Origin of the sequence: Mitsuaria sp. PDC51, assembly GCF_900113225.1 — a bacterium.
Lineage (GTDB): Bacteria > Pseudomonadota > Gammaproteobacteria > Burkholderiales > Burkholderiaceae_C > Roseateles.
The window spans coordinates 778,159-803,374 of the sequence record NZ_FOZE01000003.1; the positions used below are offsets into that span (position 1 = coordinate 778,159).

A 25,216-nucleotide genomic window follows, 5' to 3' on the forward strand; every position below is an offset into this window, starting at 1 on the left:
GGTCCGCCGCGATCAGGCCGGGACGGCCTGCGGCGCGACGAAGGCCGGCGGCGGCGGCGTGCCGGCCGACTGCGTCAGGATCTCGAAGCCGGTCTCGGTGACCAGCACCGTGTGCTCCCACTGCGCCGACAGCGAGCGGTCCTTGGTGACGATGGTCCAGCCGTCGCCCATCTCGCGGATCTCGCGCCGGCCGGCATTGATCATCGGCTCGATGGTGAAGACCATGCCCGGCACCAGTTCCTCGAGCGTGCCCGGGCGGCCGTAGTGCAGCACCTGGGGCTCCTCGTGGAACTTCTGGCCGATGCCGTGGCCGCAGAACTCGCGCACGACGCTGAAGCCGGCGTTCTCGGCGAAGGTCTGGATCGCATGGCCGATGTCGCCCAGGCGCGCGCCCGGCTTGACCTTCTGGATGCCCTTCCACATCGCGTCGTAGGTGAAGGAGCACAGCCGCTTGGCCGCGATCGAGCCCTCGCCGACGACGAACATCCGGCTGGTGTCGCCGTGCCAGCCGTCCTTGATGACGGTGACGTCGATGTTCACGATGTCGCCGTTCTTCAGCGGGCGGTCGTTGGGAATGCCGTGGCAGACCTGGTGGTTGATCGAGGTGCAGATCGACTTCGGGTACGGCGTGTAGCCCGGCGGCTGGTAGTTCAGCGGGGCGGGGATGCCTTGCTGGACATTCACGATGTAGTCGTGGGCCAGCTTGTCGAGGTGGTCGGTGGTGACGCCCGGCTTGACGTGCGGGGTCAGCATGTCCAGCACCTCGGACGCCAGACGGCCGGCGATGCGCATGGCGTCGATGTCGGCGCCGGTCTTGATCGTGATGGTCATAAGGCCGGCATTTTAGGCGTTCGGCCATCCCCCCGCAGGGGTGGACGCGTTCCCCATCCGGGGGAACGCGTCATCGGGGCGTCAGCTTCGCGGCGCGCCGGGCCGGGCGGCGCTCATTCGGCCCAGACGATCAGGCCGGTGTAGGCGGTGACCAGCACCACGATGCCGAAGGCGATGCGGTACCAGGCGAAGGGCACGAAGCTGTGGCTGGCGATGTAGCGCAGCAGCCAGCGCACGCAGATCCAGGCGCTGACGAAGGAGAAGAACAGGCCGACCGCGAACAGCGGGATGTCGCCGGTCGACAGCACCGAGCGCTCCTTGTAGAGGCTGTACAGGCCGGCGCCGATCAGCGTCGGGATCGCCAGGAAGAAGCTGAAATCGGTCGCCGCCTTGCGCGACAGGCCCAGCAGCATGCCGCCGATGATGGTCGCGCCCGAGCGGCTGGTGCCCGGCACCATCGCCAGGCACTGCACCAGGCCGACCTTGAGGGCGTCCAGCGGGCTCATGTCGTCGACCTCGTGGATGCGCACGGCGCTCTGCTGCCGGCGTTCCGCCCACAGGATGATCACGCCGCCGATGATGAAGGTGCTCGCCACGACGACCGGGGTGAACAGGTGTTCCTTGATCGCCTTGCCGAACAGCAGGCCGAGGATCACCGCCGGCAGGAAGCCGATCGCGACGTTGAGGACGAAGCGGCGCGCGCGGGCGTCGCTGCCCAGTCCGGCGGCCGTGTCGCGCAGGCGCTGCCAGTAGACGATGATCACGGCCAGGATCGCGCCGGTCTGGATCGCGATGTCGAAGACCTTGCCCCGCGCATCCTCGAAGCCGCCCAGCAGCGCGCCCGTGAGGATCAGGTGGCCGGTCGACGAGATCGGCAGGAATTCGGTCAGGCCCTCCACGATCCCCATGATCGCGGCCTTGATCAGCAGCACAGTGTCCAAACTACGACTCCAGAATGCCGCCTCGCTCGGGTCCGGAGGCGGTCGGCGCGGATCATAGCCCTGGCTCGGGAAGGGTTTGCCGCAGCGCAGCATCGATGTGGGCGCTCCGGCGTGAGGGGCGCGTGACGGTGCCGCCACGTCGTCATGCGGGGCGTCGCCTGGCCAGGGGACGCCGCGCGCGGCGGGTACTGCCGGCTTGACCGGGCTGAAAGCGCGCCGCTACATTACTGACCGGTTAGTCAGTTAGCAGTCCTCCATCCCCCATGTCTCGCGCTTCCGCCAAGACCGACAGCTCCGCGCCGTCCTCCGCCCGACAGCGGCGCAAGGAGGCGCGCCCGCAGGAGCTGCTCGAAGCCGCGCTGTCGCTGTTCGTCGAGAAGGGTTTCGCCGCCACCCGTTCGGAGGAAGTGGCCGCCAAGGCGGGGGTTTCCAAGGGCACGCTCTACCTCTACTTCCCCTCCAAGGAGGAGCTCTTCAAGGCGGTGGTGCGCGAGGCCCTCGGCAGCAAGATCGCGGAAGGGATTTCCGAGCTCGCCAAGCACCAGGGCTCGATGGCGGAACTGCTCACCTGGATGCTGTGGACCTGGTGGGAGCGCCTGGGCCGGACGCCGGCCGGCGGCATCCACAAGATCATGATGAGCGAGGCCCGCAACTTCCCGGAGCTGGCCGCGTTCTACAACGACGAGGTCATCGATCCCTGTTGCGCGCTGCTGGCCGAGGTGGTGCGCCGCGGCATCGCCTCGGGCGAGTTCCGCGAGGTCGATCCGGACGCGGCGGTGATGGTGCTGATCGGGCCGATGCTGCACCTGGTGCTGCATGAGCACTCGATCGGCGCGGCCGGCGTGACCCACGACCACAAGTGCACGCCGGAGCAGGTGCTGTCGCTGCAGCTCGAGCTGATGTTCGAGGGACTCCTCAACCGCCCGCGCCATCCGGCCCCACCCCGGTCGCCCGCCTAGAATACCGCCCGCATTCGGCGCGCCAAGGGGGCCGCCAGAGGACTGAACATGAACTTCGAACAAGCCCGCTTCAACATGATCGAACAGCAGATCCGCCCGTGGGATGTGCTGGATCCCTCGGTGCTGGCCCTGCTGGCCGTGGTCAAGCGCGAGGACTTCGTGCCCGCCGCCTACCGCAACGTGGCCTTCACCGACGTCGAGCTGCCGCTGGCCAATGGCCAGAAGATGCTGCCCCCGCGGGTCGAGGCCCGCTGGATGCAGGAGCTGCAGATCGAGCGCCACGAGAAGGTGCTCGAGATCGGCACCGGCAGCGGCTACATGGCCGCGCTGCTGGGCCACAAGGCGCAGCAGGTCTTCAGCGTCGAGAAGGACGCCGCGCTGGCCGGCGCCGCCCGCGACGCGCTGCGCCGCAATGGCGTGCTGAACGTGACGGTGGTCGAGGGCGACGGCGTCAAGGGCCTGCCCGGCGAGGCGCCGTTCGACGTGATCCTGCTGTCCGGCTCGGTGCCCCAGGCGCCGCAGGCGCTGCTGGACCAGCTCAAGATCGGCGGCCGCATGGGCGTGATCGTCGGCGACGAGCCCGCGATGAGCGCGCGCATCATCACGCGCACCGGCGAGCGCGAGTTCACGACCAAAAACCTGTTCGAGACCGTCGTCCAGCGCCTGGACGGTTTCGACACCGGATCGCATTTCACGTTCTGAGCGGAGGGCGCGCGGCGGGCGGGGCGCTGGCAGCCCATCGCGCGTTATTGCCGTCACGGGGTGCGAAGACTGCAAGTCGTCGCATTTCTTTCGAGACAGGGGGGCGAGGTGATCTATAACCTCGCCCGGCACCGGAGCCGGGTCGGCGGCGATCGACCGGCGGGTGCCCTGGACCTGGATACCGGCCGCGGCACGTCCGCGGCCGGTCCGCAGTTGGATCGCTCCGAAGAACACCACATCGATACGAGGAAGCCTCATGGCCGCTGAACGCCGTACGTCTCCGATCTCCCGCCTGCCGCGGGTCTCGCTCCTGGCCGCGGCGCTCGCGCTGATGGCCGGGGCGGCCCAGGCGCAGAGCCTGCAAGAGCTGTACGACGCGGCCCGCGCCTACGACGCCACCTACCTGGCGGCGCGGGCGACGGCGGAATCGGCGCAATACCGCTACGGCCAGGCGCTGGCGCTGGCGCGTCCCTCGGTCGGCGTGGGCGTCAGCTCGACGCGCTCGGAACTTGACCCGCCCGGCAGCGGCGTGCAGCGCGACCGCTTCGGCAACACCGTCACCAATGCCGGCCTGAATGCCAAGTACGCCGTCTTCAACCGTCCCAACCAGGGCTCGATCGACCAGGCCCGACTGGGCGTCGACGTGGCCGAGTCGGATCTCGCCACGGCGGAGCAGGACCTGATCGTCCGCGTCGCGCAGGCGTATTTCGACGTGCTGGCGGCCAAGGACACGCTCTCGACCTCGAGCGCCAACAAGGCCGCGATCGCGGAGCAGCTGGCCTCGGCCAAGCGCAACTTCGAGGTCGGCACCGCGACCATCACCGACACCCGCGAGGCGCAGGCCCGCTACGACCTGGCGACCGCCCAGGAACTGGCTGCCGACAACGACCTGCGCGTCAAGCGCGTCACGCTGGACCAACTGGTGGGGCGTGTCGGCGTCGAGCCGCGGCCGCTGGCCGTGCCGGTGGTGCTGCCGCCGGTGGCGCCGTCCACGGTCGATCCGTGGGTCAGCCAGGCCGAAGGCGGTCATCCGGCGATCCGCAAGGCCCAGCTGGGCCTGGACATCGCCCGCTACGAGATCGAGCGCGCCAAGGGCGCGCGCCTGCCCACGGTCGACCTGACCGCGCAGCTCGGCGTGCAGCGCTCCACCGGCGAGGGCGTGCAGTACACCGGCAACCTCAAGAACGCGTCGGTCGGCGTTGCGCTGAACATGCCGATCTACAGCGGTGGCGCGATCACCAACCGCATCAAGGAGACGGTCGCGCTGGAGGAGAAGTCCCGCAACGACCTGGACTTCGCCCGCCGCAGCGTCGAGGAAGGCACCAAGCGCGCGTTCTTCGGCGTGCAGTCGCTGCAGGCGCAGGTGAAGGCCTACGAGGCGGCCGAGGCCTCGTCGAAGCTGGCGCTGGAGGCGACCCAGCTGGGCTACAAGGTCGGCGTGCGGGTCAACCTGGACGTGCTGAACGCCCAGACCCAGCTCTACACGACGCAGCGCGACCTGGCCAAGGCCCGCTATGACGTGCTGGTGAACAGCCTCAAGCTGCGCCAGGCGTCCGGCCAACTGCGTCCCGAGGACGTGACGGCGATCAACGCCTTGCTCGCCCGCTGAGCGTCGCGGGACGTCGCAAGGCGTCGCGAACCACCGATGAAGGCCGCCCCAGGGCGGCCTTCGTTCATCCGGCGGCCTGGTGACAGGTCTTGCGCCCCGGACGCGCGACAATCCGCCCCCATGCTGTATGTGATCTCCCCCGCGAAGTCCCTGGACTACGACACCCCCACGCCCGAGGCGCTGGCCGCGTTGGCGGGTCGTCCCCACTTCGTGCCCCAGGCGGCCGAGCTGATCGGGATCCTCAAGACCAAGACGGCGGCCGACATCGGCGGCCTGATGGACATCTCCGAGGCGCTCGCGACCTTGAACGTGGCCCGCTACCAAGCGTGGTCGACGCGCTTCACCGACAGGAACAGCAAGCCCGCCGTGCTCGCCTTCAATGGCGACGTCTACGACGGCCTGCAGGCCGCGACGCTGTCGGTCGACGATCTGCAGTGGGCGCAGCGCCACCTGGCGATCCTCTCGGGGCTCTACGGCGTGCTGCGGCCGCTGGACCGGCTGCAGCCCTACCGGCTCGAGATGGGCACCGCGCTGAAGAACGAGCGCGGCGGCAACCTCTACGCCTTCTGGGGCGACACCATCGCCGAACACCTGAACGCGCAGTGCGCGCAGCTGTCGGCGCCGGTGATCGTGAACCTGGCCTCGCAGGAGTACTTCAAGGCCGCCGCCCGCAAGGTGCTGAAGCCGCGGGTCATCGAGTGCCAGTTCGAGGACTGGAAAGGCGGCCGCTACAAAATCATCAGCTTCTTTGCAAAGCGCGCGCGCGGCCTGATGGCCCGGTATGCGATCCAGCACCGGATCGGCACGCCGGCGGGGCTGCAGGATTTCGCGGTCGACGGCTACGCCTACGCGCCCGAGGCCAGCGAGCCGGACCGGCTGGTGTTCCGCCGCCGCGTCGCTGACTGAGCTGGCACACCGGGATACAGGCAGACACCGATCAGTTTGATACCGTTGCGGCCATGAGCAATTCGCAATACCTCACGCCCGAACTGCGCGACTGGGTGGCCGCGCAGTTGCGCAACGGCATCACGCGCGAGGCGCTGTACCAGGCCATGCTGACCAGCGGCTGGCAGCCCGACATGGCGCAGCAGGCGCTGGCCGAGCACCGCCCCTTCGAGCCGCCGCTGACGCTGCCGGAGCTGCCCGAGCCGGCGATCGAGCCGGGCTCGCTGCCCGAACCGGACCTGACCGACCAGCGCAGCGTGCTGCTGCCCGACGGCCACCGCGTCGAGATCCTGATGGCGCTGCAGCGGCCGCGGGTGATCGTGTTCGGCAACCTGCTGAGCGCCCAGGAATGCGACGCGATGGTCGCCTCGGCGGGTGCCCGGCTGGCGCGCTCGGAGACGGTGGCGGCGCAGCGCGAGGGCAGCGAAGTGAACTCGGCGCGCACCAGCGAGGGGATGTTCTTCGAGCGCGGCGAGAACGAGGTCGTCGCCCGCATCGAGCGCCGCATCGCGACGCTGCTGAACTGGCCGCTGCGCAACGGCGAGGGCCTGCAGGTGCTGCGTTATCGCGTCGGCGCCGAGTACCAGCCGCACTACGACTACTTCGACCCGCGGCACGCCAGCAGCAAGGCGATCCTGGAGCGCGGCGGCCAGCGCGTCGCGACGCTGGTGATGTACCTGAACACGCCGGCGCGCGGCGGCGCGACGGTCTTCCCGGACATCAAGCTCGACGTCATGGCCCAAAAGGGCAATGCGGTCTTCTTCAGCTACGACCGGCCCGATCCCAGCACGCTGACGCTGCATGGCGGCGCGCCGGTCGTCGAGGGCGAGAAGTGGGTCGCCACCAAATGGTTACGTCGGGGTGAGTTCGTTTGACGCGGCCTTGACCGGCGCGCGGCTAGACTCGCTGATCATTCCCATGAGCGCCGGCCTGCGCGCCGGCGCGCCTCGAAGAAGGACCGCTTCATGAAGTCGTTGATCGCCGCCCTGGGCACCGTGTTGCTGAGCACCCTCGCGCAGGCGCAAGGCCAGCCGCAGACGCAGCCCCAGCCGGTCCCGCCGGCCACGGCGCCGATCCCCGCCGCGCACGCCGACATGGCCGCGCCGGCCGCCGCGCCCGCCGCCACGGCTGCGAAGTCGGACAAGTCGGCGACTTCCACGAAGTCGGGCACCCGGCACAAGACGGCGGGGAAGGCCACGGGGAAGACGGCTGGCAAAACTGCCGGCAAGACGGCGAAGTCCGGCGGCAAGTCGCACACCACCGCGAAGAAGTCGGGCGCCAAGAAGTCCGGTACCAAGCAGACGGCGCAGCACGCTTCGTCGGCAGGCAAGACCGGTTCGAAGAAGCTGGCCACGGCCAAGTCGAAGAAGAGCAGGGCGCGACAGGCCGCCGCCTGAGCCTGGCGGTCGACCGGGACGACCCGCGACGCGGCAACAAAAAAGCAGCCCGAGGGCTGCTTTTTCGTTGGGCGAGGAGCCGGTGCCGGCTCCGGCATCGCTCAGACGCGCTTGCGGTACTCGTGGGTACGCGTGTCGATTTCGATGTTGTCGCCCTGGGCCACGAAGATGGGCACGGGGATCTCGAAACCGGTGGCGATCTTGGCGGGCTTCAGGACCTTGCCCGAGGTGTCGCCCTTGACGGCCGGCTCGGTCCAGGTCACTTCGCGCACGACGCTGGTGGGCAGTTCCACCGAGATCGCCTTGCCGTCGTAGAACACCACTTCCACTTCCATGCCGTCCTGCAGGTAGTTGATGGCGTCGCCCATGTTCTCGGCTTCGACTTCGAACTGGTTGTATTCGGTGTCCATGAACACGTACATCGGGTCGGCGAAGTAGGAGTAGGTGCACTCCTTCTTGTCGAGGATGATCTGGTCCATCTTGTCGTCGGCCTTGAAGACGACTTCGGTGCCGGAGTTGTTCAGCAGGCTCTTCAGCTTCATGCGCACCGTCGCGGCATTGCGGCCACCGCGGCTGTACTCGGTCTTCAGCACGACCATGGGGTCCTTGCCGTGCATGATCACGTTGCCGGCGCGAATTTCTTGAGCGATCTTCATGATGATTCCGGGAGATTGGGTCCGGGCACAGTCACTTGGATGCTTGGAGATCCGAACTGTTCCGGCGGTGTGAGGCGTTCGGCGCTGGTTCGGGGAACCGCGCGTTCAGAACGCGAAAAGCCGCGCATTCTAGCTCGAAAGGCCTGTCACGCGCCACTCGCGCGCCGGGCAAAGGCCTGCAGCCGCGAGGTCAAATCCACTTGCGCCGCCAATTCGGCACGCCATGCGCGCGCCTGCGCGACGGCGGCCGGCCGCTCGCGCAGGGCCTCGGCGCAGGCCGGCGTCCACGGCCCGAGCCCGTTCCACGCGCGCGACAGGGCGCGCCAGTTCGCGGCCCACCGGTCCTCGGCGCCCGCCAGCGCGGCGTCCAGGAAGGCCTCCAGCTTCGGCCCGTGCGCGCCATCGTCCTGGAAGTAGATCTGCCACAGCATCGGCTGGCCGGCCCATTGCGCGCGCACGAAGGAGTCCTCGCCGCGCACGAGGTTGAGATCGCAGGACCAGAGCAACTGGTCGTAACCGTCCTGCGTCAGATGAGGAAGCGCGAGCGCGCGCTGCCCGTCGCGCAGCAAGGCCGGCACGGCGCTCTGGGCCGCCCCGGGGCAGAGCAGCAGCAGCCAGCCGGGACCGAGCGCCTCGAGCAAGGGCGCCAGCGGCGCCTGCGGATACGCGAACAGGCTCAGCACCCGCTCGCCGGGCCGGCGGCCCCAGCCGCGCGCCGCGCGCCAGGCGTCGCCGTGATGCGCGGTGACGGCGTCGAGAAGTCCCGGCTCCCGGAGAAGGCCGCCGGTGCGATCGTTGAAGCCGGGATAGAAGAACCACTTGTCGAGTCCCGCGCCCGGTCCGGAGAACTGCGGCGACTTCAGTCCATGGCTGCGCTCGACGTAGCTTTCGGCGCTGAGGTATTCGAGGTTGATCCACGCCGGCCGGACGGGCCGCGCGGCCATCGCGGCGACGAAGGGCGCGGGCAGCTCACAGCCGAAGGTCTCGACGACGACGTCGCCCGGTGCCGCGCCCATGCTCTCGTCCCACGGCTGGCAGCTCAGGCCCGGGACGGCCTCCGGCTGCATCCAGGCCAGCGGCGACAGGTCGTCGCACCAGAGCCGCGCCTGCTCGCCGCGCCGGGCCAGGTCGCGCGCCAGCCGCAGGCAGACGCCGAGATCGCCGTAGTTGTCGATGACGCGGCAGAAGATGTCCCAGGTCATCGTGTCAGGAGACTGCGCGGGGGAAGCGGATTCGGCGAGGGCGTGGGGCATCGCGGAATTATCCGGCGGCACAATCGCGCCCCATGAGCACGACCCCCGCCGGCGCCAGCGAAGTGCCGGAGCCTTCTTCCCCGACCGTTCCCGCGGAGCCCCCGCGCGCCGATGCGCCGGCTGCAACCGATGCGCCCGACGCGGCGCCGCCGTCCCACGCCGAGGCGTGGAACGCCCAGTCCGAAGCCATCGAGGCGGCCGAGTCCCGCCGCGTCGCCGACATGGAGCGCGCCGCCCGCGCGGTTCGCGACCGGCTGCTGGCCGAGGTGCTGGCGCTGCCGGCGCTGCCCGGCGTCTACCGCTATTTCGACGCGCAGGACCATGTGCTCTACGTCGGCAAGGCCAAGAACCTGAAGCGGCGCGTCTCCAGCTACTTCCAGAAGGATCACGGCGGCACGCGCATCGGGATGATGGTGGCGCGCATCGCGCGGCTCGAGACCACGGTGGTGCGTACCGAGGCCGAGGCGCTGCTGCTCGAGAACAACCTGATCAAGGCGCTCAACCCGCGGTTCAACATCCTGTTCCGCGACGACAAGAGCTATCCCTACCTGCGCCTGTCCGGCCACGCCTGGCCGCGCATCAGCTACTACCGCGGCGCGGTCGATCGGCGCCATCGCTACTTCGGCCCGTTCCCCAGCGCCTGGGCGGTGAAGGAATCGATCCAGCTGATCCAGAAGGTCTTCCAGCTGCGGACCTGCGAGGACACCGTCTTCAACAACCGCAGCCGGCCCTGCCTGCTGCACCAGATCCACCGCTGCACCGGCCCCTGCGTGCCCGAGGGCCAGAACGACAACTACCGCCGCAACGTCAGCAACGCGGAGCGCTTCCTGCTCGGCGAGACCCAGGAGGTCCTGGACGCGCTGCAGGCGCAGATGATGAGCCACGCCGAGCGCTTCGAGTACGAGCAGGCCGCCGGCATCCGCAACCAGATCACCGCCTTGTCGAAGGTGCTGCAGCAGCAGGCCGTCGACGAGAACAGCGCCACCGGGCGCGATCGCGACGTCGACATCCTGGCGGTGAAGCTGCAGGGCGGACGCGCCTGCGTGAACCTGGCGATGGTGCGCGGCGGTCGGCATCTGGGCGACCGGGCCTACTTCCCGAAACACGTCGACGACGCGACGGCCGTGCAGCTGCTCGACGACGACGACCTGCCGGAGCTGGACGCTTCGGCGGCGGGCGAGGGCGCTGTTGGTGCCGCGGTCACGCGCCCCGCGCCGCCGAGCCCGGAGCGCCAGGTCCTGGAGGCCTTCATCGCCCAGCACTACCTCGAGATGGCGGTGCCCTCGCTGCTGGTGCTGTCGGAGCCGGTCGATCCGGCGCTGGCCGAGGCGCTGAGCGCGCAGGCCGGCTACCGCGTCACCACGCAGGCGCAGCCGCGCGGCCAGCGCCGCATCTGGCAGGAGATGTGCGTCAAGGGCGCCGAGATCGCGCTGGCGCGGCTGCTGTCGGAGGAAGGCTCCCAGCAGGCGCGCACGCGCGCGCTCGTGGACGCGCTGGACCTCAGCGTCACCGAGCTAGACAAGTTCCGCATCGAGTGCTTCGACATCAGCCACACCGCCGGCGAGGCGACGCAGGCGTCCTGCGTCGTCTTCGAGGGCCACCAGATGCAGAGCAGCCAGTACCGGCGCTTCAACATCGAGGGCATCACCGGCGGTGACGACTACGCGGCGATGCGGCAGGTGCTGACACGCCGTTACAGCAAGATGGCCGAGGCCGCACAGAATGGCACCGGTCGTCTGCCGGACCTGGTCCTGGTCGACGGCGGCAAGGGCCAGGTGTCGATGGCGCGCGAGGTCTTCGAGGAACTTGGCGTCGACCTGAGCCTGATCGTCGGCGTCGAGAAGGGCGAGGGCCGCAAGGTGGGGCTGGAGGAACTGGTCTTCGCCGACGGGCGGGAGAAGGTCTACCTGGGCCGCGATTCGGCGGCGCTGATGCTGGTCGCCCAGATCCGGGACGAGGCCCACCGCTTCGCCATCACCGGCATGCGGGCCAAGCGGGCGTCGATCCGCACCGGCGGCTCGCGGCTGGAGGACGTGCCGGGCGTGGGGCCGAAGAAGCGCGCGCAGCTGCTGCAGCGTTTCGGCGGCGTGCGCGGCGTGGCGGGGGCGAGCGTCGAGGAGCTGTGCAGCGTCAAGGGCATCTCGCGCGAGCTCGCCGAGGACATTTATCGCGCGCTGCATTGAATGCGGCGCGGTGGGTTGGGAATGGAGTCATGACAACGATCGATCGGATCCCCGGGAGGGACGCGGCGCGCTGGGGCGCCAAGGTGGCGCTCGCGCTGATGCTGGCCGCCTGCGGGGCGCCCGCGCCGCAGGCGCCGTCGCGGCCCCCGGCCCAGCCGCCGGCCGCGGCGCCGGCGCCCGAGGCCGTGGTGACGCCCGCCGCGCCGGTCGCGCGCCGCGGACTGCCGCTGCCCGCGCCGCGCGCGGTGAGCTCGCACGAGGCGCTGCGGCGCCAGGCGGCCGAGCGCATGGTGGCCGCCAACCCAGATGGCACCTACATGGGCGAGGTGCCGCCCCAGCTGCTGGCGATCCCGGTGCTGGAGATCGAGCTCAACCAGGACGGCTCCATCCGGCACATCCGCGTGCTGCGCAAGCCGAGCCAGGCCGAGGACACCATCGAGGTCGCCATCGCCGCCGTGCGCCGTGCCGCGCCTTTCGGCGACGTGAGCCGGCTGCCCAAGCCCTGGAAGTTCGTCGAGGTCTTCCTCTTCGACGACGACCGCCGCTTCAAGCCGCGCACGCTGGACGATTAAGCGACAGCCGACGGTTCGCCGCCTGGAACCTGGGCCACAATGCCGCCCATGTTCTGGACGCTGCCAACCCTGCTGACCTGGGCCCGCATCGTGGCCATCCCGCTGATCGTCGGGGTGTTCCACCTGCAGATGACGCCCGCCCATCAAAACCTGCTGGCCACCGTCCTGTTCATCACGGTGGCCCTGACCGACTGGGCGGACGGCTACCTGGCGCGCAAGCTCAACCAGACCTCGTCCTTCGGCGCCTTCCTGGATCCGGTGGCCGACAAGTTCCTGGTCTGCGCGGCGCTGCTGGTGCTGCTGGAGCAGGGCCGCGTCGACGCGCTGGTGGCGCTGGTCATCGTGGGGCGGGAGATCGCCATCTCCGCGCTGCGCGAATGGATGGCGCAGATCGGCGCGTCGCGCTCGGTGGCCGTGCACATGCTGGGCAAGCTCAAGACCACGGTGCAGATGGTGGCCATCCCCTTCCTGCTCTTCAACGGCACGCTGTTCGGCGTGATCAACACCGCCGCGTGGGGCACCTGGCTGATCTACCTGGCCGCGGTGCTGACCATCTGGTCGATGGTCTATTACCTGCAGAAGGCGCTGCCGGAGATCCGCGCCAAGGTGCGCTGAGCCGTCCCCCCGCTTGTATCGGGACTTCCCCCTTGTCGGGGCCCGAGGGCAATGCGTCTAGAATCCGCTTCCCGCGCCGTTCGGCGGCCTGGCAAACCAATGAGGGGGTACCTTCGTGAACAAGTCCGAATTGATCGAGCACATCGCCAAGCAGGCGGACATTTCCAAGGCCGCCGCGGGGCGTGCGCTGGAAGCCGTGATCGGCGGTGTGAAGACCACGCTCAAGAAGAACGGGACGGTGTCGCTGGTGGGCTTCGGCACCTTCAGCGTCACGAAGCGCGCCGCGCGCACCGGCCGCAACCCGCGCACGAACGAGGCGATCAAGATCAAGTCGGCGAAGGTGCCGAAGTTCCGTCCGGGCAAGGCCCTCAAGGACGCCGTGAACTGACCAGTTCCCGGGCGCTTAGCTCAGTTGGTAGAGCGGCTCCTTTACACGGAGTAGGTCGGCGGTTCGAGACCGTCAGCGCCCACCAAACCCGAGGCTAGAATGCCGCGGCGCAAAGGCGAACCCCGGTTCGCCTTTGTCGTATGTGACGCCGCCCGATGGGCGGCCAGACGCGAGGCCGGCCCCTGCACCGGCCCGTGCGCGTCGACCCTTCCGAGATGACCCGAGGTTGTTGATGTTTGATTTCGTACGCAAGCACACGCGGCTGCTCCAGTTCCTGCTGCTGATCGTGATCCTGCCGTCCTTCGTGCTGGTGGGCGTGGAGGGCTACAGCCGCTTCATGGAGGGGGGCAACACCGCCGTGGCGAGCGTGGACGGCCACAAGATCACGCAGTCGGAATGGGACGCGGCGCTGCGCCAGCAGGTCGAGCGCATGCGCCAGCAGGCGCCGACGATGGACCCGAAGGTCTTCGACTCGCCGGAAGTGCGCAAGGACGTGCTGGAGAACCTGCTGCGCGAGCGCGTGCTGGCCGCGGTCGTGACCGACGAGCACCGCAACATCACCGACGCGCAACTGGAGGAGATCGTCCGCACCGATCCCCAGCTGGCGCCGCTGCGCGGCCCGGAAGCCAAGCAGATCCTGGCCCAGCAGGGCCTGACGGTGGACGGCTTCCTGCAGCGCCTGCGCCAGGAGCTGCAGATGAACGGCGTGCTGGGCCCGATCGCGCAGAGCGCGCTGCCCACGCAGGCGAGCGCCGGCCTGGCCTTCGACGCGCTGCTGCAGCAGCGTGAGCTGCGTTTCCAGAACTTCGCCGCGAAGGACTTCGCCGCGACGCTGGTGCCCAAGGACGCGGACCTGGAGGCCTACTACAAGGACCCCAAGGTCTCGGCCAGGTTCCAGCTGCCCGAAAGCGCCGACATCGAATACGTCGTGCTGGACGCCGCCGCGCTGCAGGGCGGGGTGACGGTCAGCGCCGACGACGTGCAGAAGTTCTACGAGCAGAACAAGGCGCGCTTCACCAGCGACGAGGAGCGCCGCGCCAGCCACATCCTGATCAAGGCCGGTGCCGACATGTCGGCGGCGGACAAGGCCAAGGCGAAGGCCAAGGCCGAGGCCCTGCTGGCCGAGGCGCGCAAGAACCCGGCCGGCTTCGCCGAACTGGCGAAGAAGAATTCGGAGGACCCGGGCTCGGCCGCGAATGGCGGCGACCTGGACTTCTTCGGCAAGGGCGCGATGGTCAAGCCTTTCGAGGACGCGGTGTACGCGCTGAAGAAGGGCGAGATCAGCAACGTGGTCCAGTCCGACTTTGGCTACCACGTGATCATGCTGACCGACCTGCGCGGCGGCCAGGTGCGCCCGTTCGAGACGGTCAAGGGCGAGATCGAGTCCGAGCTGCGCAAGCAGCTGGCGCAGAAGCGCTACACGGAGATGGCCGAGGACTTCGGCAACACCGTGTATGAGCAGAGCGATTCGCTGAAGCCGGCGGCCGACAAGTTCAAGCTGACCATCCAGAAGGCGACGGTGCGCCGCAAGGCCGCGCCGGACGCGACCGGCCCGCTGGCCTCGGCCAAGCTGCTGGAGGCGGTGTTCGATGCCGACTCGCTGAAGAACAAGCGCAACACCTCGGCGATCGAGGCGGGCGGCAACCAGCTGGTGTCGGCGCGCGTGGTCGCGTACAACGCCGCGCGCGTGCCGGCGCTGGCCGAGGTCAAGGCGGCAGTCGCGGCGGCCTGGGTGCAGGACCAGTCGGCGGCGGCCGCGAAGAAGGCGGGCGAAGCGCGCCTGGCCGAACTGCAGAAGGGCGGCGACGCGAAGGGCCTGGGCGAGCCGGTGACGGTGTCGCGCGCCAAGCCGGGCGTGCTGCCGCAGAAGGCGCTGGACCAGGTCCTGCGCACGGATGCGTCCAAGCTGCCGGCCTATGCGGGCGTGGACGTCGGCGATGGCAGCTACCTGGTCGTCAAGATCGAGAAGGTGCTGCCGCGCGATCCGGCGCTGATCGATCCCAAGCGCGCGGCCGAGCAGTACGCGCGGGCGTGGAGCGCCGCCGAGATGGCGGGCTACTACAACGTGCTGAAGAGCGAGTACAAGGCCACGATCAAGCCGTCGGCGCTGGCGGCGACGGCGGCCTCGGCGCCGACGAACTGAGGGCGTCGCGCTGAATGAAGCGGGGTGGCACTCGCGCGATTCGAATGATTTTCAAAAGAATCGCAGAAAGTGCTTCCCACAGAGGAGAAATTCAGCCATAATCTAAGGCTTCTCCGGTGGCTGTAGCTCAGTTGGTAGAGTCCCAGATTGTGATTCTGGTTGTCGTGGGTTCGAGTCCCATCAGCCACCCCACCGAATAGAAGAAAACGCCCGCAAGACGCAAGTCCTGCGGGCGTTTTGTTTTGTGCTCGTCATTCCGTGAATTCCATTCCGCTTCGAAGACTGCTGGCATTCCTGCTCGTCGTCGTGCTTGGCATGACGGCCATCGTCGCGTTTCTCCACGTCTCGCGATCGGAGTCATTCCGGCTTCGCAAGGTTCATTTGATTCAATCCAACTGGATCGAGATCCAAACGACCTTCGGAAAAGGCAAGGGCAGCCGTGCTCGTGCGCTCGAGGTCCTCGCGGTCGACGGCCAGCACGCGTTGCGGATCGTCGACCGTGACCTGGAACGGGCGCAGGCCTTCGTCGACCGGCACGCCCCTGGCGCCGAAATCGAGGTGTGGCGCTCCCCGGACGGCAGCCAGCTGCACGCGCCGGAGCTCGCCGACCTGGCGCCCTACGGTTTGGGACTGTTCATTGCCCTCGTGCCGGTCGCGATGCTGTCGGCACTGCTGACGCTTCGGACGAAGCCGCGGCCGGCGATACAGCGGGCTGCGGCCTGGATTACCAGGCGTCGTCCTTGTCGCGCTGGATCAGCTCCTCCTCGCTGAGCTTCAGGTCATGTCGCGCCGCGCGACGCACGCTCAACGCCAACAGGCCGATCAACACGACGGCCGCTCCACCGCACACGAGCAACGCGCTCCATCCCGACATACGTCCATCCCTCACCTTGTTGTGCGGAGGAATGTAGCGGAGGCATCAGCGGGGCGTGATCGCCAATTCAGGGGGATGCTCCGCGCTCCGCACTTCGTGTGGCGCGGCTGCATCTTGCGGAATTACGCCCTCGCTTCGGCGCCCCGATGCCGCGGGCGCGCGAAGTCGCTCATCAACGCTTCATTGAAGTGAAATTCGCGCTCGCATGACGACTTCCTGAGGCTTGCGCGACCCGCGCTTGACCCCCTCTTGATCTGGCTAACAGCCCGATACCAAACGCCATTTCGAGGGTCAACGACTGGCACCCACCCCCCGTTGGCGGGACATCACAGCCACCCTGGATGTCCCTCCATGCGCATCTCCTTCCGTCTCACCGCGCTGGCGACCGCGGCGCTCGCCACGCTCCTCGCCGGATGCGTCGCGCCGTCGCACACCGTCGTCCATGCCGATGCCTCCTACCGCGTCGCGCCGGTCTGGACACCGCCCCCTCCGGAACCCGTCATCAGCGTCCAGGTCGAACCGCCGCTGGTGCAGCCGGCGCCCGTCCTCGTCGACGTCGCGCCGCCGCCGATGCTGGTGGAAGTGCCGCCGCCCCAGCCTTATCCCGGTGCCGTCTGGACCGGCGGTTATTGGGGCTGGCAAGGCCGCTGGGTCTGGTGCGCGGGGCGGTGGGCATCGCCGCCGCGCACCGACGACGTCTGGGTCCAGCCCTATTACGAGCATCGCGATGGCGCCGTCGTGTTCGTCTCCGGCTTCTGGGCGGCGCGCGGCGTGGCCTTCGTGCCGCCGCCGCCGGGACTGCATCTCTCGATCCAGGTCTCGATCGGCGGAGGGGCCCGCCCCGTCGGCCCGATGGGCGTGTTCGTGCCGCCGCCGCCCGGGTCGCGCCCGGGCCTCATCGTGCCGGCGCCGATCGGCACGCCGCCGGCGGTCGTCGTCAGCGCGCCGCCGGTGACCAACATCGGCATGCGCATCCAGAACAACACCACGCAGATCAACCACACGGTCATCAACAACACGGTGAACAACACGACGAACGTCAACAACGTTCGCAATGTCACCAACATCACCAACGTCACGATCGTGGCGCCGCCCGGATCGACCGCCGACGGCAAGGCCTTCCATGGCGATGTGCCCGCGGCCTCGCACCTGGCCGCGGCCATGCCGACCTTCGGGCATGTCCGCGCGGCCACGCCGCCGCCCGTGAGCACGCCGCCGCTGCCCAATGCCAACGGCGGACATCCTGCCGCCTTCGGGGCGGCGCCACAGGCCATGCCGACCTCGGCGTCAACGCCGATGCCACCGGGCCATCCGGCACCGCCGCTGGCAGCGACCGGCCTGCCGCCATCAACGCGGCCGACATCGGATCCCGCCGCCCTGCAGCATGAGCGCGACCTGCAATTGCTGGAACGTCAGCAGCAAGAGCACCAGCAACAAGAACGCCTGCTGCAGGAGCGCCAACAGCAAGAACGCCAACAGCAGGAGCGTCTTCAGCAGGAGCGTCAGCAACAGGAGCGTCAGCAGCAAGAGCGTCAGCAACAGGAGCGTCAGCAGCAAGAGCGCCAACAGCAGTGGGGCCAGCAACAGGCGCATCAACAGCAAGAGCAGCAGCAACGCGAGCGGCAGTTGCAGGAGCAGCGTCAGCAGCAGCAGCAACAGCGCCAGCAATGGGAACGGGCGCAAGCGCGCGAGCAGGGCCGCGAGGACGCACGCGACGGCAACGCGGCGCCGCATCGCCCGCCGGCCAGCGCGCCGTCGCGCGAGGCCGGTCGCCCGGACGATCACCGCCGCGATGCCCGCGACGCCGAACGGGCGCACGCCCACGGGCAGGACCGGTCGCGTGAGCAGGAACGAGAGAAGGAGAAGGAAAAGGAGAAGGACCGCGACCGCTGACGCGCCGGCGGCTCCCTAGAATCGCGCCGCATGTACCGACTCCGACTCACGCTCGCGCTGTCCGCCATGCTGGCGCTGGTCTGCCTCCAGGCCGGCTTCGTCTACCTGGGCACGGTGCGCGTGGATGGCTACGCGCGCCACAGCCGCCTGACCAGCGACCTGTTGTCGGAGTTGCTGGACCTCTCCGCCAACAAGCAGCGCCTGCGCAACTGGGCCGCCCAGCAGGTGATGGGGGCCGGCGCCACCGATGCCGCGCGCGAGCGCCTGCTCGATGCGATGGATGCCAGCGTGCGGCGCCTGGACGAGGTGACGCGCCGCCATCTCGAGTCCTGGCAGGACATCGCCGAGCGCGACGGCGTCCCCGTCCCGGCGGAGGCCACGCAGCTGGTGGACATCAGCGCGCTGCTCGGCGAGAGCCTCGTCGAGTTGCGGCGCCAGCTGCGCGCGCTGACGCCGCACCAGGACCGGGAAGGCTTCGAGGCCGTCTGGCGCCAGCTCAACCAGGTCTTCGACATGACCCACGGTCGCGACCTGCGCGACCTGCTCAACGGCGCGATCGAGAGTCAGCGCAAGGCGGTCCCGATCGCCCGCGCCGCCACCGAGCAGGGCATCGAACGGCTGCGGCTGCAGGCGGTGGCGATGGTCGGCATCACCTTCGCGCTCGCGGTCCTGCTCAGCCTGCACCTGAGCCGGCGCCTGAAGCGGCCGCTGGATGCGCTGCTCGAGGGCGCCCAGGCGGTGCAGGCCGGTCGGCTCGATCACCGCATCCCCGTCGGCAGCGGCGACGAGTTCGACCATGTCGCCCGGCGCTTCAACGCGATGGCCCAGGAGGTCCAGCAGCACCGCGAGGCCGCCGAGGCCGTGCGGCGCGGCCTGGAGGACGAGGTGCGCGCCCGCACCGGCGAACTCGAGCGCGCGCATCAGTCGCTGCAGCAGCTGGACCACCGCCGGCGGCAGCTCTTCGCCGACCTCGGCCACGAGCTGCGCACGCCCGCGACGGTGATCCGCGGCGAGGCCGACGTCGCGCTGCGCGCGGCCGCGCTGCCGGTCGAGGACTACCGGCTGGCGCTCCAGCGCATCGTCGCCGCCGTCAAGCAGCTGACCGGCCTGGTGGACGACCTGCTGCTGATCGCGCGGGCCGAGGCGAACGAGCTCGACATCGCGCGCGACTGGCTGCCGCTGGGGACGCTGCTGGACGGCGCGATCGCGCAGGCGAGGGCGCTGGCCGCGGTCCATCGCCTGACGCTGGCGGTGGACGCGGTGCCCGATGGCATCGACGTGCATGTCGACGAGACCCGGCTGCGCCAGGCGCTGGTCATCGTGATCGACAACGCGATCCGCTACTCCCGCCCGGACAGCACGGTGCACGTCGCCTGGACCGCCGGCGAGGGCCGGCACCGGATCAGCGTGATCGACACCGGCATCGGCATTCCCGAGGACGAGCTGCCGCTGGTGTTCGAGCGCTTCATGCGCGGGCGGCTGGCCCGCGACCATCGCGCCGACGGCACCGGCATCGGCTTGTCGATCGCCCGGTCCATCCTGGCCGCGCACGGCGGCGCGCTCGAGATCGAGAGCCGCGTCGGCGCCGGCACCACCGTCCACCTCATCTTTCCCGACTCCCACGACGCGCCGCTGGTGACAGCCGGTGCCCACGACGAATGAACCGACAGATCCTGCTCATCGAGGACGATGCCCGCATCGCCGACTTCCTGCGTCGCGGCCTGAGCGCCGAGGGCTACGTGGTCGAGGTGGCGACGACCGGGCCCGAGGGCCTGGCCCGCGCCCGCACCGGCGAGGCGGCGCTGATCATCCTGGACCTGATGCTGCCGGGCCTGGGCGGCCTGGACCTGTGCCAGACGCTGCGCGCCGAGGGCCATCACGCGGCCATCCTGATGCTGACCGCGATGGACAGCACCGCCGACAAGGTCCGCGGCCTGCGCCTGGGCGCGGACGACTACATGGTCAAGCCCTTCGACTTCGAGGAGCTGCTCGCGCGGCTCGTCGCGCTGCAGCGCCGCGGGCGCGAGCAGCGGGTCGAGGCCGCCGTGCTGCGCGTGGCCGACCTGACCTTCGATCGCGAGCGCATGCAGGTGCGCCGCGCCGACAGGCCCATCACGCTGACCGCGAAGGAGCTCGCCTTCCTGGAGCTGCTGATGAGCGCGCCGGGCCGGCTGTTCAGCCGTGAACGGATCCTGGCCAACGTGTGGGGCGCGCAGGTCGATCCGCTCACCAACGTGGTCGACGTCTACGTGCGCCGGCTGCGCGCCAAGATCGACGAGGGGCACGCGCTGCCGCTGCTCAAGACGGTGCGGGGCCTGGGTTACCGGATGGACGACGCGGCCGAGTAGCCGGCCCGTTCATCTGCGGTTCATCTGGATCGCCGCTTCGGTTCATCTTCCGTGCGGCTCGGGTTCATGCGGGCTTTCCAGAATCGATCCTGCGCCGGGTCTTCCGGCGTGGCGCCGAGCAGGCGCTTCTCTCAACGATCGATCTGGAGCCTTCCTACATGACCGTCACCGCCCATCTCCGCGATGCCTCCGCTGTCCGCTCGAGCCCGGGGTCGCTGTCCCGCGCCCGCTGGGTGCCCACGCTGGCCGCGCTGATGCTCGGCGCCGCCGCCGGCACCGCCTCGGCCCAGGACCGGGCCGCGTCCACCGCCAGCTGCGTTGCCGCGGACCGGGCGCAGATCGCGGCGCTCTTCGACCGCTGGAATGCGTCGCTGGCCACCGGCAGTCCCGATCGCGTCACCGCCAACTACGCGCCCGATGCCGTGCTGCTGCCCACCGTCACCAATGAGCCGCGCACCACGCCGGCCGAGATCCGTGACTACTTCGTGAAGTTCCTGAAGAACAAGCCGCAAGGAACGATCGACAAGCGCGTCATCAAGATCGACTGCAATGTCGCGCAGGACGTCGGCACCTACACCTTCCGCTTCGCCGACGGCAGCTCGGTCAAGGCGCGCTACACCTACGTGTACCAGTGGCGCGACGGGCAATGGCTGATCGCGCATCACCACTCGTCGGCGATGCCCGAGGCGACGCGTCCCTGATCGACGAGCCCGTGATCAACGGGCCTTGAGCGGCGCGGCGCCTCGCGCGGCGAGTGCGCTCAGCGGGCTGCCGTCGCGGCGGCCTCGCCGTCGCAGCGCAGCCCGGACACGCCGAGCATCCGCGCCGCCGCGCAGGCATTGATGCCGCCGGTCGCGCTCATCGAACCCAGCAGCGCGCGCCGCAGGCGCGGCGCATCGGCCACCGGATCGGCCGCGCGCAGCAGCGCGACGACGCCGGTGACGTTCGCGGCGGCGAGCGAGCTGCCGGTGTCCATGTCGTAACCGCCGTTGGGCACCGTCGTCAGCACCGCGCGCCCGGGCGCGACCAGCCAGCCGTCCGCGTCCGCCTCGGCCGCATCGCCGGCGCTGGCCACGACCAGCGCACCGGGCACCTCGCTGGGAAAGCCCTTGCCGAGCCGCTCCGGCGGCGCCGCGGCGACCAGCACCGCGCCGCGCGACTGCGCATGGCGCGCCAGGCGGGTCAGCAGCGGATCGCTGGGGCCGCCCAGGCTGAGGTTGATCACGTCGGCGCCGTCCGCGATGGCGGCGCCCAGCGCCTGCGCCAGCGTGAAGGAGTTGCAGCGTGCCGTGCCCGGCCCGGGCCGCTCCGCGCGCGATTCGGTCCAGCAGGCCCGGTAGCTGGTGATCACCGCGCCGGGCGCCAGGCCGACGATGCCCTGGCGGTTGTTGGCGCGCGCGGCGATCAGGCCCATCACCTCGGTGCCGTGGCGCTCGGGCACGCCCTCGACCAGCGCACCGCCGCCCGAGACATAGTCCCGCTGCCGCGCGACCTGGCCGGACAGGTCCGGATGGCGCGCATCCACGCCGGTGTCGATCACCGCGACCTTCACCCGCGCGCCCACGCTGATCTGCTGCAGCGCGGCGGCGGACATCTGCTGGAAGCCCTTCTGCAGGCCGAAGTAGGGGTCGTTGTAGGGCGCTCCGGGCGTGCCGGGCGTGCCGGGCGTGGTGCCGGGCGAGGTCGCTGCCGCGGCGGACGCCGAGGCCGTGCCCGGATCGATCGACGGTCCACCCGTCGCACCCGGCCGCGTCGCGGCCTCGCCGCCCTGCGGCCCCCCGGCCAGCGTCTCGAACTCGTTCAGCGGCTGCGCCAGCTTCACGCGCGCGTCGCGTCGCACGCGCGTCAGCAGCGCGCCCACGTCGTCGTCGCCGGTCAGCGTGAACAGCATGCAGCGCAGGTTCAGCGGCGCGATGGTCCACGCGGCTTCCTCGTGCAGGTGATAGTCGCGCGCCAGCGCTTCCGACAGCGCCGAAGCGCGGGCGCTGCCCGCGTAGCCGGCCATGCGGCGGTAGTCGCCGCGCGGCGATCCGCCCGCGCCGGACAAGGGCTCGCCCCGGTCCTCGACGGCCAGGATCACGCGGCGCGTTTCGGCCCGCGGCGCACTCGCCGCAGCCGACGGGCCATCGGGCGCGACCGTCTCCGTGGACGGCGCCAGCGGGGCCTCGTCGCCGGGTGTGGCCGCCAAGGCCGCCAAGGCCGCCAAGGCCGCCAAGGCCGCCAGGGCCGGCGCGGCCAGCATGGCGAGCGAGGCCAGCGCCACGAGCCGACGTGCGACGCCGCCGCGTCGCGTGAACTTGCGATCTCCAGCCACCGCTCAGCGCTCCGCGACCGCGCTGCCCACCGGCTCGGCCAGCAGCACGCCGGGTTCCGCGCGCAGCTGCTGCACCAGCGCGTGTGCCGGCATCGAGGCGCTCGATGCCGCCGGCATGGCGGGCGCCAGCAGCAGGCTGCTCGCGTCCTCGTCCGCGCCGACGATGCGCAGCCCGTGGTGCGCGAGCATCTGCCGCAGCCGGCCCATGTCGACCCGCTCTTCCGGCACCAGCCGCACGACCGCGCCGGAAGGCAGCGTCGACGGCTGGCTCAGCGTGACGTAGTCGGAGGCGGGCGCCTCGCCCGGCCAGATCCTCAGGCCGAGCACGCACAGCGCCACCGCCTGCACCGCCACCGCGGCGCTGAGCCAGCGCGTCAGGCGGCCGCCGTCATTGGCGGCCCGGCCCCGAGGCCCCTGGACCGGCATCGTGGGTCCGGCCTCCCGGTCGCGCGCCCAGAGGCGATCCAGGCCGGCCTGGATCGCGTCGGCGTCGGCCGTGGCGCCAGCGCTGCCCACGCCCGCGGGATCCTGCATCGCCGCGTGGATGCGCTGCTGCAGCGCGAGTTCGTCCCGGCAATGCGCGCAGTGCGGCAGGTGGGCCTGCACCTGGCGGTGCTGTTCCGGCGTGGCGGTGCCCGCGACGACCCAGGCGATCATGTCCCAGACCTGGCGGTGCTCGTTCGGTGTCACGTGGACCGGATCGGTGGTGGCCTTGCCGGCGTCGGAGGGGGTGTCGTGGGAACTCATGGCTGTCCTTCGGTGCCGCTGGCGGGTCGGGGGAGGCCGCCCAGCTCGGGCAGCACGTTGCGCAGCCGGACCCGCGCGTGGAACATGCGCGCCTTCACGGTGCCGGTGGCGCAATTCATGATGCGGGCGATGTCCTCGCAGGTCTCGCCCAGGTAATACGCCAGCTCCATCGTCACGCGCTGCTCCGTCGGCAGCGTCGCCAGGCCGCGCATCACCCAGTCGCGCTGCTCGCGGTCGGCGGCCTCGTTGAAGGCCGGTTCGGCCGAGGCCAGTTCCGCTTCATGGACGGCGGAGGCATTGATCTCCTCGGCCGTCACGCCGTCGCGCAGCGCCTTGAGCATGCAGCGGTAGGCGATGCCATGGATCCAGGTCGAGACGCGCGACTCGCCGCGGAAGTTGCCCGCGCTGCGCCACACGATCCAGAGCGCGTCGTTGACGACCTCGTCGGCCAGGTCGGGCCGGCCGCAGCAGCGCAGCACGAAGCGCGACAGGCGCGGCTGGCAATGCCGGTAGAGCTGCTCGAAGCCGGACCGGTCGCCGGCCGCGGCGGCCTGCAGCCAGGTGCGCAGACGCGACTCGAGGGCCGTGTCCGACTCATTGGGAACAGATGGAAACATGGGGCGACGAATTCTGCAGAAGTGTCGTTCATGGGTGCCACAATCGCCGCCGATGGTTGTCGAGCCCCCTAAAAATGTCGTCACCGCCCTGCTTGTCAGAGGGAGAACCCGGGTCTGGGACCGGCCGCTGGCGGTGGGAATCGCCGCGCTGGCCGCCGCCGCCACGGTGCCCGGCGCCGCCGATGCACAGACTTGGGGCGGCACGCTGTCGGTGGTGTCGGAGCGGGTCTCGCGCGGGCTGAGCCTGAGCGGCGACCATCCCGGCGCGACCGCCGACTTCTTCTACCGCGATGACCGCAACTGGGCCCTGGGCCTGGGCCTGGGCACGCTCAATCCCGACGGCGGCGCGACCGCCGAGGCCATCGTGTCGGCGACGCGCTGGTGGCAGGTCGACGACCACCGGACGCTGACGCTGTCCGGCGCCTATTACGACTACACCGGCCCCGGCGCGGGCCGCCTGCGCTACAGCGAAATCTCTATCGGCAGCCTCTGGGACGGCGGCGCCTGGGGCCAGTGGGGCGGCACGGTGTCGCTGTCGCCGGACCTGGCCGCGTCGTCCTCGCGGGGCTACGCGGTCGGCCATCCCGGCGCGACCATCGTCGAGCTGACCTGGCATCGGCGCCTGTGGGGCGCGCTCGCCGCCGACGTGGGCTGGGGCATCGTCAGCCCCTGGGGCGGCGAGGGCAGCTCCTACCGCTTCGCCAACGGCGGCCTGAGCTACACCGCCGGCGCCTGGCGCTTCACCGTGTCGCGGCTCTACAGCTCGGTGCCGCCCCAGCAGCGCTGGGTCGCCGGCGTGGCCTGGTCCTTCTGACCGCGGCCGCTCAGCCGGCCTGCTGCTCCAGGAAACGCTGCGCGTCCAGCGCCGCCATGCAGCCGGTGCCGGCGCTGGTGATGGCCTGGCGGTAGACGTGGTCCTGCACGTCGCCGGCGGCGAAGACCCCAGGCACGCTGGTCATCGTGGCGAAACCCTCGGAGCCGCTGCGCGTCAGCACGTAGCCATCGCGCAGTTCGATCTGCCCCCGGAAGATCTCGGTGTTGGGCTTGTGGCCGATGGCGATGAAGCAGCCTTGCAGCTTGACGTCGGTGGTCGCGCCGTCCTGCGTGCTCTTGATGCGCACGCCGGTCACGCCACTGGCGTCGCCCAGCACCTCGTCCAGCGTGTGGAACAGGTGCAGCTCGATCTTGCCGGCCTGGACCTTGTCCATCAGCTTGTCGACCAGGATGGG

At 70.1% G+C, this 25,216-nt stretch carries 25 protein-coding genes and 2 tRNA genes; 19 read left to right on the forward strand and 8 right to left on the reverse strand.

Annotated features, from left to right (window positions below; translation table 11 throughout):
- Positions 1-12 precede the first annotated feature (12 nt).
- Both map and BM393_RS23860 read right to left on the reverse strand, forming a co-directional pair.
- Positions 13-831, reverse strand: coding sequence for a type I methionyl aminopeptidase (gene map, locus BM393_RS23855; RefSeq protein ID WP_091733726.1), 819 nt, complete (start codon positions 829-831; stop codon positions 13-15).
- A gap of 113 nt (positions 832-944) precedes the next feature.
- A complete protein-coding gene (locus tag BM393_RS23860) occupies positions 945-1,772 on the reverse strand; it encodes an undecaprenyl-diphosphate phosphatase (protein ID WP_091733727.1) in 828 nt (275 codons plus the stop codon).
- 263 nt (positions 1,773-2,035) lie between these two features.
- Here BM393_RS23860 and BM393_RS23865 point away from each other — a divergent pair, with 263 nt between their 5' ends.
- The 6 genes from BM393_RS23865 to BM393_RS25890 all read left to right on the forward strand — a co-directional run bounded on the left by BM393_RS23865 (position 2,036) and on the right by BM393_RS25890 (position 7,384).
- Entirely contained in the window at positions 2,036-2,731 is a 696-nt protein-coding gene (locus BM393_RS23865; protein ID WP_091733729.1) for a TetR/AcrR family transcriptional regulator, read from the forward strand.
- A 48-nt stretch (positions 2,732-2,779) separates the two neighbouring features.
- Positions 2,780-3,433, forward strand: a complete 654-nt coding sequence (locus tag BM393_RS23870; RefSeq protein ID WP_091733731.1) for a protein-L-isoaspartate O-methyltransferase — start codon at positions 2,780-2,782, stop codon at positions 3,431-3,433.
- A gap of 256 nt (positions 3,434-3,689) precedes the next feature.
- Complete coding sequence (locus BM393_RS23875; protein ID WP_091733733.1) at positions 3,690-5,042, forward strand: TolC family outer membrane protein; 1,353 nt, start codon at positions 3,690-3,692, stop codon at positions 5,040-5,042.
- Between the two features lie 120 nt (positions 5,043-5,162).
- Positions 5,163-5,948, forward strand: coding sequence for a peroxide stress protein YaaA (gene yaaA, locus BM393_RS23880; protein WP_091733735.1), 786 nt, complete (start codon positions 5,163-5,165; stop codon positions 5,946-5,948).
- A gap of 53 nt (positions 5,949-6,001) precedes the next feature.
- A complete protein-coding gene (locus BM393_RS23885) occupies positions 6,002-6,862 on the forward strand; it encodes a 2OG-Fe(II) oxygenase (protein ID WP_091733737.1) in 861 nt (286 codons plus the stop codon).
- A 90-nt stretch (positions 6,863-6,952) separates the two neighbouring features.
- Positions 6,953-7,384: a hypothetical protein gene (locus BM393_RS25890; RefSeq protein WP_091733739.1), complete on the forward strand. Its 432-nt coding sequence runs from the start codon at positions 6,953-6,955 to the stop codon at positions 7,382-7,384.
- 101 nt (positions 7,385-7,485) lie between these two features.
- Here BM393_RS25890 and efp read toward each other — a convergent pair whose 3' ends face one another.
- The gene (gene efp, locus BM393_RS23895) at positions 7,486-8,040 is read right to left on the reverse strand and encodes an elongation factor P (RefSeq protein WP_091733741.1); all 555 of its coding nucleotides are present in this window, start codon (positions 8,038-8,040) and stop codon (positions 7,486-7,488) included.
- Between the two features lie 146 nt (positions 8,041-8,186).
- The gene (earP, locus tag BM393_RS23900; protein ID WP_254783584.1) at positions 8,187-9,293 is read right to left on the reverse strand and encodes an elongation factor P maturation arginine rhamnosyltransferase EarP; all 1,107 of its coding nucleotides are present in this window, start codon (positions 9,291-9,293) and stop codon (positions 8,187-8,189) included.
- Between the two features lie 32 nt (positions 9,294-9,325).
- Between earP and uvrC the strand changes: the two genes are divergently transcribed.
- The 12 genes from uvrC to BM393_RS23960 all read left to right on the forward strand — a co-directional run bounded on the left by uvrC (position 9,326) and on the right by BM393_RS23960 (position 21,010).
- On the forward strand, positions 9,326-11,476 hold the full coding sequence (gene uvrC, locus BM393_RS23905) for an excinuclease ABC subunit UvrC (RefSeq protein WP_091733745.1): 2,151 nt from the start codon (positions 9,326-9,328) through the stop codon (positions 11,474-11,476).
- Between the two features lie 29 nt (positions 11,477-11,505).
- Entirely contained in the window at positions 11,506-12,048 is a 543-nt protein-coding gene (locus BM393_RS23910) for a hypothetical protein (protein ID WP_091733747.1), read from the forward strand.
- 48 nt (positions 12,049-12,096) lie between these two features.
- Positions 12,097-12,663, forward strand: coding sequence for a CDP-diacylglycerol--glycerol-3-phosphate 3-phosphatidyltransferase (gene pgsA, locus BM393_RS23915; protein WP_091733749.1), 567 nt, complete (start codon positions 12,097-12,099; stop codon positions 12,661-12,663).
- Positions 12,664-12,778: 115 nt separating this feature from the next.
- Positions 12,779-13,051 (forward strand): HU family DNA-binding protein, encoded by a 273-nt coding sequence (locus BM393_RS23920; RefSeq protein WP_067270581.1) that lies wholly within the window; start codon positions 12,779-12,781, stop codon positions 13,049-13,051.
- 9 nt (positions 13,052-13,060) lie between these two features.
- Positions 13,061-13,136: transfer RNA gene (locus BM393_RS23925), tRNA-Val, on the forward strand.
- Between the two features lie 147 nt (positions 13,137-13,283).
- A complete protein-coding gene (locus tag BM393_RS23930; RefSeq protein ID WP_091733751.1) occupies positions 13,284-15,194 on the forward strand; it encodes a peptidylprolyl isomerase in 1,911 nt (636 codons plus the stop codon).
- Between the two features lie 116 nt (positions 15,195-15,310).
- Positions 15,311-15,386 (forward strand) — tRNA-His (locus BM393_RS23935).
- A 66-nt stretch (positions 15,387-15,452) separates the two neighbouring features.
- Entirely contained in the window at positions 15,453-15,965 is a 513-nt protein-coding gene (locus BM393_RS25510) for a hypothetical protein (RefSeq protein WP_141225472.1), read from the forward strand.
- A gap of 673 nt (positions 15,966-16,638) precedes the next feature.
- Entirely contained in the window at positions 16,639-17,961 is a 1,323-nt protein-coding gene (locus BM393_RS25895) for a YXWGXW repeat-containing protein (RefSeq protein WP_217648512.1), read from the forward strand.
- Positions 17,962-17,991: 30 nt separating this feature from the next.
- Positions 17,992-19,623, forward strand: coding sequence for a cell wall metabolism sensor histidine kinase WalK (locus BM393_RS23950; RefSeq protein WP_091733755.1), 1,632 nt, complete (start codon positions 17,992-17,994; stop codon positions 19,621-19,623).
- Positions 19,620-20,309, forward strand: coding sequence for a response regulator transcription factor (locus BM393_RS23955; RefSeq protein WP_091733757.1), 690 nt, complete (start codon positions 19,620-19,622; stop codon positions 20,307-20,309). The genes BM393_RS23950 and BM393_RS23955 overlap by 4 nt, the downstream gene beginning before the upstream one ends.
- A gap of 254 nt (positions 20,310-20,563) precedes the next feature.
- A complete protein-coding gene (locus BM393_RS23960; RefSeq protein WP_091733912.1) occupies positions 20,564-21,010 on the forward strand; it encodes an SgcJ/EcaC family oxidoreductase in 447 nt (148 codons plus the stop codon).
- A 59-nt stretch (positions 21,011-21,069) separates the two neighbouring features.
- On the opposite strand, the gene BM393_RS23965 is transcribed toward BM393_RS23960, so the two are convergent.
- From BM393_RS23965 to BM393_RS23975, 3 genes are read right to left on the reverse strand one after another with little or no spacing between them, the layout of a single operon-like run.
- The gene (locus BM393_RS23965; RefSeq protein ID WP_141225473.1) at positions 21,070-22,623 is read right to left on the reverse strand and encodes a S8 family serine peptidase; all 1,554 of its coding nucleotides are present in this window, start codon (positions 22,621-22,623) and stop codon (positions 21,070-21,072) included.
- A 3-nt stretch (positions 22,624-22,626) separates the two neighbouring features.
- Positions 22,627-23,370 (reverse strand): zf-HC2 domain-containing protein, encoded by a 744-nt coding sequence (locus BM393_RS23970; protein WP_091733761.1) that lies wholly within the window; start codon positions 23,368-23,370, stop codon positions 22,627-22,629.
- Positions 23,367-23,987 carry an RNA polymerase sigma factor gene (locus BM393_RS23975; protein ID WP_091733763.1) on the reverse strand — a complete coding sequence of 207 codons (621 nt, stop codon included), beginning with the start codon at positions 23,985-23,987 and terminating at the stop codon, positions 23,367-23,369. Before BM393_RS23975 ends, BM393_RS23970 begins: the two co-directional genes overlap by 4 nt.
- A gap of 52 nt (positions 23,988-24,039) precedes the next feature.
- Here BM393_RS23975 and BM393_RS23980 point away from each other — a divergent pair, with 52 nt between their 5' ends.
- Positions 24,040-24,801: a hypothetical protein gene (locus tag BM393_RS23980; protein ID WP_217648513.1), complete on the forward strand. Its 762-nt coding sequence runs from the start codon at positions 24,040-24,042 to the stop codon at positions 24,799-24,801.
- Positions 24,802-24,811: 10 nt separating this feature from the next.
- On the opposite strand, the gene BM393_RS23985 is transcribed toward BM393_RS23980, so the two are convergent.
- Positions 24,812-25,216: FAD-dependent oxidoreductase (locus tag BM393_RS23985; RefSeq protein ID WP_175538488.1), on the reverse strand; the 405-nt coding region annotated here is incomplete at its 5' end.

Bases quoted from the DNA above. Each gene is read 5' to 3' on its own strand.
- BM393_RS23910 (WP_091733747.1), top strand. From the start codon at position 11,506: ATGACAACGATCGATCGGATCCCCGGGAGGGACGCGGCGCGCTGGGGC.
- BM393_RS23975 (WP_091733763.1), bottom strand. From the start codon at position 23,987: ATGTTTCCATCTGTTCCCAATGAGTCGGACACGGCCCTCGAGTCGCGT.
- BM393_RS23870 (WP_091733731.1), top strand. From the start codon at position 2,780: ATGAACTTCGAACAAGCCCGCTTCAACATGATCGAACAGCAGATCCGC.
- map (WP_091733726.1), bottom strand. From the start codon at position 831: ATGACCATCACGATCAAGACCGGCGCCGACATCGACGCCATGCGCATC.
- BM393_RS23980 (WP_217648513.1), top strand. From the start codon at position 24,040: ATGGTTGTCGAGCCCCCTAAAAATGTCGTCACCGCCCTGCTTGTCAGA.
- yaaA (WP_091733735.1), top strand. From the start codon at position 5,163: ATGCTGTATGTGATCTCCCCCGCGAAGTCCCTGGACTACGACACCCCC.
- BM393_RS25895 (WP_217648512.1), top strand. From the start codon at position 16,639: ATGCTGGTGGAAGTGCCGCCGCCCCAGCCTTATCCCGGTGCCGTCTGG.
- BM393_RS23930 (WP_091733751.1), top strand. From the start codon at position 13,284: ATGTTTGATTTCGTACGCAAGCACACGCGGCTGCTCCAGTTCCTGCTG.
- BM393_RS23960 (WP_091733912.1), top strand. From the start codon at position 20,564: ATGCTCGGCGCCGCCGCCGGCACCGCCTCGGCCCAGGACCGGGCCGCG.
- BM393_RS23970 (WP_091733761.1), bottom strand. From the start codon at position 23,370: ATGAGTTCCCACGACACCCCCTCCGACGCCGGCAAGGCCACCACCGAT.
- BM393_RS23950 (WP_091733755.1), top strand. From the start codon at position 17,992: ATGTACCGACTCCGACTCACGCTCGCGCTGTCCGCCATGCTGGCGCTG.
- pgsA (WP_091733749.1), top strand. From the start codon at position 12,097: ATGTTCTGGACGCTGCCAACCCTGCTGACCTGGGCCCGCATCGTGGCC.
- earP (WP_254783584.1), bottom strand. From the start codon at position 9,293: ATGCCCCACGCCCTCGCCGAATCCGCTTCCCCCGCGCAGTCTCCTGAC.
- BM393_RS23955 (WP_091733757.1), top strand. From the start codon at position 19,620: ATGAACCGACAGATCCTGCTCATCGAGGACGATGCCCGCATCGCCGAC.
- BM393_RS25890 (WP_091733739.1), top strand. From the start codon at position 6,953: ATGAAGTCGTTGATCGCCGCCCTGGGCACCGTGTTGCTGAGCACCCTC.
- BM393_RS23865 (WP_091733729.1), top strand. From the start codon at position 2,036: ATGTCTCGCGCTTCCGCCAAGACCGACAGCTCCGCGCCGTCCTCCGCC.
- BM393_RS23885 (WP_091733737.1), top strand. From the start codon at position 6,002: ATGAGCAATTCGCAATACCTCACGCCCGAACTGCGCGACTGGGTGGCC.
- uvrC (WP_091733745.1), top strand. From the start codon at position 9,326: ATGAGCACGACCCCCGCCGGCGCCAGCGAAGTGCCGGAGCCTTCTTCC.
- BM393_RS23875 (WP_091733733.1), top strand. From the start codon at position 3,690: ATGGCCGCTGAACGCCGTACGTCTCCGATCTCCCGCCTGCCGCGGGTC.
- efp (WP_091733741.1), bottom strand. From the start codon at position 8,040: ATGAAGATCGCTCAAGAAATTCGCGCCGGCAACGTGATCATGCACGGC.